8 protein-coding genes are annotated in these 6,746 nt (G+C 42.9%); 4 read left to right on the forward strand and 4 right to left on the reverse strand.

Annotated elements, in window-relative coordinates:
• Positions 1–144 precede the first annotated feature (144 nt).
• The 3 genes from WBA23_RS22295 (at position 145) to WBA23_RS22305 (ending at position 2,503) form a co-directional block, all read left to right on the forward strand.
• The gene (locus tag WBA23_RS22295; RefSeq protein WP_424584494.1) at positions 145–426 is read left to right on the forward strand and encodes a four helix bundle protein; all 282 of its coding nucleotides are present in this window, start codon (positions 145–147) and stop codon (positions 424–426) included.
• An 88-nt stretch (positions 427–514) separates the two neighbouring features.
• Positions 515–1,804: a sulfate adenylyltransferase subunit CysN gene (gene cysN / locus WBA23_RS22300; RefSeq protein ID WP_424584487.1), complete on the forward strand. Its 1,290-nt coding sequence runs from the start codon at positions 515–517 to the stop codon at positions 1,802–1,804.
• Positions 1,805–1,930: 126 nt separating this feature from the next.
• On the forward strand, positions 1,931–2,503 hold the full coding sequence (locus tag WBA23_RS22305; RefSeq protein WP_424584488.1) for a hypothetical protein: 573 nt from the start codon (positions 1,931–1,933) through the stop codon (positions 2,501–2,503).
• A gap of 22 nt (positions 2,504–2,525) precedes the next feature.
• Here WBA23_RS22305 and WBA23_RS22310 read toward each other — a convergent pair whose 3' ends face one another.
• The 3 genes from WBA23_RS22310 to WBA23_RS22320 form a co-directional block, all read right to left on the reverse strand.
• Positions 2,526–3,254 carry a hypothetical protein gene (locus tag WBA23_RS22310; RefSeq protein WP_424584489.1) on the reverse strand — a complete coding sequence of 243 codons (729 nt, stop codon included), beginning with the start codon at positions 3,252–3,254 and terminating at the stop codon, positions 2,526–2,528.
• A 159-nt stretch (positions 3,255–3,413) separates the two neighbouring features.
• Positions 3,414–4,733: a DUF4038 domain-containing protein gene (locus WBA23_RS22315; protein WP_424584490.1), complete on the reverse strand. Its 1,320-nt coding sequence runs from the start codon at positions 4,731–4,733 to the stop codon at positions 3,414–3,416.
• A 172-nt stretch (positions 4,734–4,905) separates the two neighbouring features.
• On the reverse strand, positions 4,906–5,751 hold the full coding sequence (locus WBA23_RS22320) for an SDR family oxidoreductase (protein ID WP_424584491.1): 846 nt from the start codon (positions 5,749–5,751) through the stop codon (positions 4,906–4,908).
• 124 nt (positions 5,752–5,875) lie between these two features.
• Here WBA23_RS22320 and WBA23_RS22325 point away from each other — a divergent pair, with 124 nt between their 5' ends.
• Positions 5,876–6,238, forward strand: a complete 363-nt coding sequence (locus tag WBA23_RS22325) for a winged helix-turn-helix transcriptional regulator (protein ID WP_424584492.1) — start codon at positions 5,876–5,878, stop codon at positions 6,236–6,238.
• Positions 6,239–6,390: 152 nt separating this feature from the next.
• On the opposite strand, the gene WBA23_RS22330 is transcribed toward WBA23_RS22325, so the two are convergent.
• A partial coding sequence (locus WBA23_RS22330; protein WP_424584493.1) for a carbohydrate-binding protein occupies positions 6,391–6,746 on the reverse strand: 356 nt, incomplete at its 5' end.

Below are 6,746 nucleotides of genomic sequence, written 5' to 3' on the forward strand. Positions count from 1 at the left end.
CGCAAAAAGCAAGGATACTTTTAAGATGTGAGATATGAAATGTGAGAAGTGAAAAGCTTGATAGGGGTTGAAAGATGAAAGAGGGGGATTTGAAGGAGCGAACCAAAAAATTATGCATTACACATTATTAACTTAAGCAGTCAGATCACAAGCACGGATGCTGATAATATCATTAGGAAGCAATTGATAAGGTCAGCGACTTCAGTTGGTGCAAATACCCGAGCTGCCTTCCGGGGTAGCAGCCGGAAAAAATTTATTGCCAAATTAGGGACAGTTATTAAAGAAGCTGACGAGAGTTTATATTGGTTAGAACTACTAATGGAAGGAAAGATGATAAATCAGAACAGTGCACTTGATGTAGTAATGAAAGAAACGGAGGAGTTAATCGCTCTTTTTATCTCGATAAAACAACGCTACAAAACCTAATTTTCAAATTCCACATTTCATATTTTCTAAATCTCGTATTTCTTATTTTTCTAATTTCATATCTTTCATTTCACATTTTATATTTTCTATGACTTCTCAAACACCCGATATACAAACTAGTGAGCAGTACTTAAGCATGGATTTACTGCGATTTACTACCGCCGGAAGCGTAGACGATGGCAAAAGTACCCTGATTGGTCGTCTTCTTTACGATAGCAAAGCTATTTTTGAAGACCAGCTCGACGCAGTAGAGCGAGCTAGTACTAATGCCGGTGATGAAAACGTAAATCTAGCGTTACTCACGGATGGACTGCGGGACGAACGCGAACAAGGCATTACCATTGACGTAGCGTACCGTTATTTCGCTACTCCCAAGCGTAAATTCATTATTGCCGATACTCCCGGTCACATCCAGTATACCCGCAATATGGTGACCGGTGCTTCTACCGCCAACTTGGCCATTGTGCTGGTAGATGCCCGACACGGGGTGGTGGAACAAACCTGTCGCCATGCTTTCATCGCTTCGCTGTTGCGGATTCAGCACCTGATTCTGTGTGTGAACAAGATGGACTTGGTAGACTACAGTCAAGAACAGTTTGAGAAAATTCAGCAAGAGTTTAAGGAGTTTAGCTCCAAACTAGACATTCCCGATATTCGCTACATTCCCATTAGTGCGCTGAAGGGCGATAATGTGGTACACAAATCCGAAGATATGCCGTGGTACGAAGGCGGCAGTTTGCTGTATACTTTAGAAACGGTGCAGATTTCCAGCGACTATAATTTTGTGGATAGCCGGTTCCCGGTACAGCGGGTAATTCGCCCTCAGTCAAACGATTTTCATGATTACCGAGGCTACGCCGGAAGGGTAGCGGGGGGAGTTTTTAAACCTGGCGATGAAGTAATTGTCCTACCATCTGGACTAACCACCAAGATTGCTTCCATTGCTACGATTGACGGCGAATTAGAAGAAGCGTTTCCCCCGATGTCAGTCTCCGTGACACTAGAAGACGATATTGACACCACTCGGGGTGATATGATTGCGAAGCCTGATAATCAGCCGAAGGTAGGACAAGATATTGACTTAATGGTTTGCTGGCTCAACGAAAAGAAAATAGCTCCTCGGGGAAAGTACGCTCTGAAGCACACCACCAAAGATGCCCGCTGCATTATAAAGGAGGTAAAGTACAAGGTGAATATCAACACCCTGCATCGGATGGAGGACGATACTGAGATTGGACTAAACGATATTGGGCGAATCAGCATCCGAACAACTACCCCTCTACTGTACGATAGCTACAAAACTAATCGGGATACGGGGAGTGTAATTTTGGTAGATGAGTTTACCAACGAAACCGTTGGAGCCGGCATGATTATCTAATCAGTTTTCCGTAGAAATTAGCGAACCGAAATCAACGCCGTGGTTTCGGTTTTTTTGTTTATGCGCGATATTCGGAAACCTTTCTAAACGATGGGTAAGTTAACAAATAGTTAATATCCTTTAACTATGGTAAAGATAGAGAAAGAACTAAAGCAGGCAATTGTTGAAATGCCGGAAAAGGAAAAAGACAAACTTTTACTTCGGTTAATTGCCAAAGACCTGAATTTACTTAACCAACTACAATTTAAGCTGTTAGAAGGTGAAGGAGGGGCTCAAGAACGAAAAGAAGAAGTGAAGGAGTACATCCATCGCCGAGCTGGTTACTATCCAGGACATTACTACAGCCCAGGATACTTGATGATGGAAATGCGGGATTGTAGCGGAATGATTAACGAATACCGCAGTATTACTAAAGATAAGATCGGTGAAGTTGAGCTACAATTGGATATGCTGGTTTCCCTGCTGGAACCTAACATTAAAAAGTTAGTGAATGCCCCGCCCCGAAAAATGGTGAAGTTCACTCCCTACGTAGTGAAACGAGCCGGAAAAATTATAGGCATGATTGAAAGACTACACGAAGACTATCACTTAGAGTTTACTGACAGCTTAAACCAATTAGGTGAGTTTGTAAAACAATTAGACCCCGAACGTAAGGTGGCTAAGGCGAACCAAGTAGATTTGCAGTTGCTGTACGATTAGTTGTTTCAGTGTGGATTTCTTATTAGGGATTATAATCTTTCAATTGACTACAGAAACTGAGTAGCTTAATCAAGTCCTGAGCATCGTTAAACTTAATTTCTTCAGTATCAATAAATTCTAGCACGTCTTTTTTGTAGCGACGAAAGGCTTTTTTAATACTTGACTTATTAGCCGGATACCAACGGTGGTTAAAGTCTGTGAAGTAGTAGTTCGCTCGTAAGGAGAAAGTCATTGGCTTGGTAGCTGAGTGAGAGAAAAATTCCTGACTCGTTTGCTTATCATTTGCTTGCCAGGAGCTTGAAGTCTGACTAAGCCTATTGTCACTGGTACCTCTCATAATATCATTAGCCGCCCCACCCGTAGTTTTTTGAACTTCCTTAGCCCAACGAAGACGTTGCTTTTTAGCTAACGTACAGGTGGTAAAATCCTTAACCTCTTCCACGTATCCGTACCGTGGGTCATAATAAAATATGAAGTCATTCACCGTTAAGGTTTTAACTATTGGATCATCAGCAATGGATAGGGTGTCCTTGGTTCGATCAATAAATTGCATCTCTCCATACAACAGATTGTAATTTACTTGAGCATTGGCCGTTTGTCCGTCCATAAACGTAACTTTCCCCCAGCCGAAGTCGGCAAATCGATACTGCGCTTTCTGAGGTAGTACCTCAACAGGAACTTCACCAATCTGTACATTAAATATTCCGGAAGACTGCGCTTCAGAGATACTAGTAAACAGAGGGTAATGCAAACAAACAACGAGAAGTATTCTGATTATAGAATCCAATTTCATAGGTATATAGTCTGTCAACAATCAGGTCATCAGTTCATAAATAGACTAATGCTGTTTCCAACTTACCATTTACGCATGGATTTTTCAAAATTAGATAGCAGTTTTGGTTCCGATTATTTATTGACCAATTGAAAGTAAAATCCAGTCTTGGTTGTCAGGAGTCGTTAGACTGATTTGCTCAGTAGTAGAATAGGTTTTGATAGCTACGGTTTGGCCAGAGCGAGGATTATACCAGTTGAGTTTCACCTTTTTATTTGATATCAGCGACGGATCTATTTGAATTTCTCGCCCGGAAGGAATGTAAGTAATAGCGTGGGTAGAATCAATGGAAATGGCCGTTACGGCGTAGTCATTAGTAGCGTAGCCACCATCACCTTGCTCAATAAATGATCCGTTCCAATTAGGCTGTAGATTTGGCCAACCTACTGATTTCATGAGAGGCGGTAAGTGCTTTAAGCTTTCTGCTCCGGGAAACTGTAGAACTTTCCTCCAATCATCTCGAAGATGCCAATTAGGTGAACCGTAGGCATGACCGGTAGCTCCTGAAAGCACCGCCCAGTACGCTTGCTTCCTGACTTGAAGGGCCGAACCCCAATCATCGTGTTCTCCCTCGTAGGTAGATTCCCCCAAAAAAAAGGGCATAGTGGGAGTCTTCTGATATTCGTCATAGCACACTTCGTATACGTCGGGCTGAATCTTATTCCAGGCTTTGTTAAATCCCCGGAAGTAGGTATACACCATTGATACATCTAGCCAATTTGCTTCGGGAAAAACATCGGTGCTACTGTGGGTAGAAGAAGCATGATACGTAAATAATTGATTATTAGAAGTACGGTGCAAACCATCAGCCATTGCCTCAATTTCTTCTAGTGCATTGAACGGATCATTGTCGCCACCTAGCACCCACATAATATGATTATAACTGCCGTAGCGATCACCTACCCATTCTCCGTAAGCTCGCGCTTTTTCTACTCCATTGCGGTTAAGTGGTAGCGGGTTTCCTTCGGCGTCAACCCCAGCATAATCTGTTCGGCAGCAACCCGACCAAAGTGGTACTAAAGCTAATAATAAGCCCTGATTCTGAGCTCCAACTACAATACTGTCTACTCGCTGAAAAAACTTTTCGTTGGGTTGGGCTAAATCGTAATTATTAAGAAAAGGAAGCTCCCCATCAATATTTTCTAATCCCTTTCCACCAGTCAGCATTATTTGTAGCGTATTGAATCCTTTCTGCTTTCGCGCTTGTATATATTCTTTCACCTCAGGCATTGTGAGTTTAAAGAAAAGGAACCACGGAGTATCAGCTTGATACAAAAATGGAGATCCTTCCGCATCGACTAAATATCGCTGGTTCTCACTTATTGAGAGAGGGAAAACGGCTTGGGCAACTCCTTGGATAGTTAAGCAGAAAAAAATAGCGATTAATACAGGTCGCATAGGTTAAATAACATGTTTAACAAAGATAATAGATAGACGATGTCGCGTCATAATGGCTTTCGGCGACCGATGCTTAAACCATCATGACGCGGCATCGCATAATCATCCCAAAAGAGACCAAACTAGGTCGCCAAGCGATTACTGTTTAAGTTTGGAATCAATACGCTCTAAGCTAAGTAAAGTCTCTTTCTAAAACTACTCTCAGTGGTTCAGGTTTTCGTCCCGTGAGTTTTTCTATGTCCTGCGTGGTCTCTTTAACCTTGCCCCGTTTGATTAGGCCGTAGACGGGCAGCATATAATCGGCTATAAAAGGAGGGGCTCCGGCTTGCGCCAATGTACTACGGTACGTTTCCGAGTCGGGATTAATGTAAGTAATTTTCTCGCCTTTTATATCTGAAAGTAGGTCAGCGACCTCAAAGTGGGTGTAGGCTTGCTCTCCGGTTAGCATATAGGTCTGATGACGATGCTGATCCTTTACGAGTAGGGTGGCTACAACTTCTCCAATATCCCGCGCCGAAACAAAGCCAGTTGTTCCTTCCCCCGCAGGAAAAAAGATAATTTTACGCTGCTCAATGTTCTCCCGCTCGTAGTTACCAAAGTTTTGCATAAAGAAACCGGGGCGAACAATTCGCCAGTCTACTTCAGCTTGTTTAAGCTTATCTTCCATCTGACGATGGAACGGAAGTTCCGTCAGATCGTCCATGCCGTAGGCCGATAGGTATACAATTCGCTTGGGTCCTCGCTGAAGTAGATAGTCAGTAAACGGAGCTAGTAGTTTGAACATATCAGGATATAGAGGTGGACCTAGAAGAAACACTCCGTCAGTGCTACTAACCTCCGAGAAGGTATTGATATCTTCAAAATCAAAGGAAACTGCTTTCACGGAAGTCCCAAATTGCTCGCGGCTACGCTCGGGGTGCCGACTCGCTGCAATCACCTGCTGCCCTTGTTGAAGTAATGCCTGAACTACTTCTCTACCTACAGTGCCCGTAGCGCCAGTTACAAAAAAAGTTGCCATAAAAATTTACGGTTAAAATGAATAATTACGTAAATTTGTAACCTTAGGCACATTTTATCAAGTAGGTACTTGTAAGTACGATAGTATGCAAAAAGTAACTAATATTGATAATCAATAAGTTAGCATGGAAGAAAAACTTACAGTTATTGAAGATAAATTTGTCACTATCCATCCTTGTCCGGTGCTTACCACCTTGGAGGTAATTGGGGGAAAGTGGAAACCCGCTATCTTGTGGGAGTTACAACTGCATCAAATAAGACGGTTTGGTAAATTAAAGCGGGCCTTACCCGGCATTACTCAAAAAATGCTAACCCAACAATTGCGGGAACTAGAAAAGGATAACGTTATTCACCGAAAGGTGTACGCCGAAGTACCCCCACGGGTGGAGTATCGTCTGACTGACTACGGTGTCACGCTGATACCCATATTGCACGAAATGGCTCAGTGGGGGTGGACTCACCGTAAAGAAAACGCTTCTGATCAATAAAGCTTTCTTTAATGATAGCTTCACCGATCTTTACTTTTATAGTCATATCCAACGTCCAGCATAGAGTTTGACGAGTCGCACCCCCCAACTAAACGAAGAGCCGAGACAATTTACATCATCTCGGCTCGGCTAACAAAGTGACCTTAGTTAGATCAGCGACTAGCTACTCGCTGTTCAGTTTGGCTATTCTGAAAATAAATCCAATCAACTGCTGCCTTAGCGTCGGCTGACTTTCCTCGGGTGACGAAGTAGAGCGTATGTACTCCAGTTGACTGCCGAAGGGGTAAGTTGATACTGGTCCATTCAGCATTGCTGCCCGTAGCCGGAATAGCAGCTTCCGCAATAATATCACCATCAACCGAATTAAGCCGTACTTGTAAAGTTAGGCCTGCTTCATTAGCCGCTACTCGCGCTTGCAGACCATCTACATTTTTTAGATCAAAATTCTCAAAAGCAAAGTAACTGCTGTCACGCATATCTGACACGAAAGCATAGTTGGTCTCGCTGG

Source organism: Tunicatimonas sp., from assembly GCF_049647865.1.
Taxonomy (GTDB): Bacteria; Bacteroidota; Bacteroidia; order Cytophagales; family Cyclobacteriaceae; genus Tunicatimonas.

What these genes read in the sequence shown, in the direction of transcription:
- WBA23_RS22315 (WP_424584490.1), bottom strand. Translation starts at nt 4,733, where the DNA reads ATGCGACCTGTATTAATCGCTATTTTTTTCTGCTTAACTATCCAAGGA.
- WBA23_RS22320 (WP_424584491.1), bottom strand. Translation starts at nt 5,751, where the DNA reads ATGGCAACTTTTTTTGTAACTGGCGCTACGGGCACTGTAGGTAGAGAA.
- WBA23_RS22305 (WP_424584488.1), top strand. Translation starts at nt 1,931, where the DNA reads ATGGTAAAGATAGAGAAAGAACTAAAGCAGGCAATTGTTGAAATGCCG.
- WBA23_RS22325 (WP_424584492.1), top strand. Translation starts at nt 5,876, where the DNA reads ATGGAAGAAAAACTTACAGTTATTGAAGATAAATTTGTCACTATCCAT.
- cysN (WP_424584487.1), top strand. Translation starts at nt 515, where the DNA reads ATGACTTCTCAAACACCCGATATACAAACTAGTGAGCAGTACTTAAGC.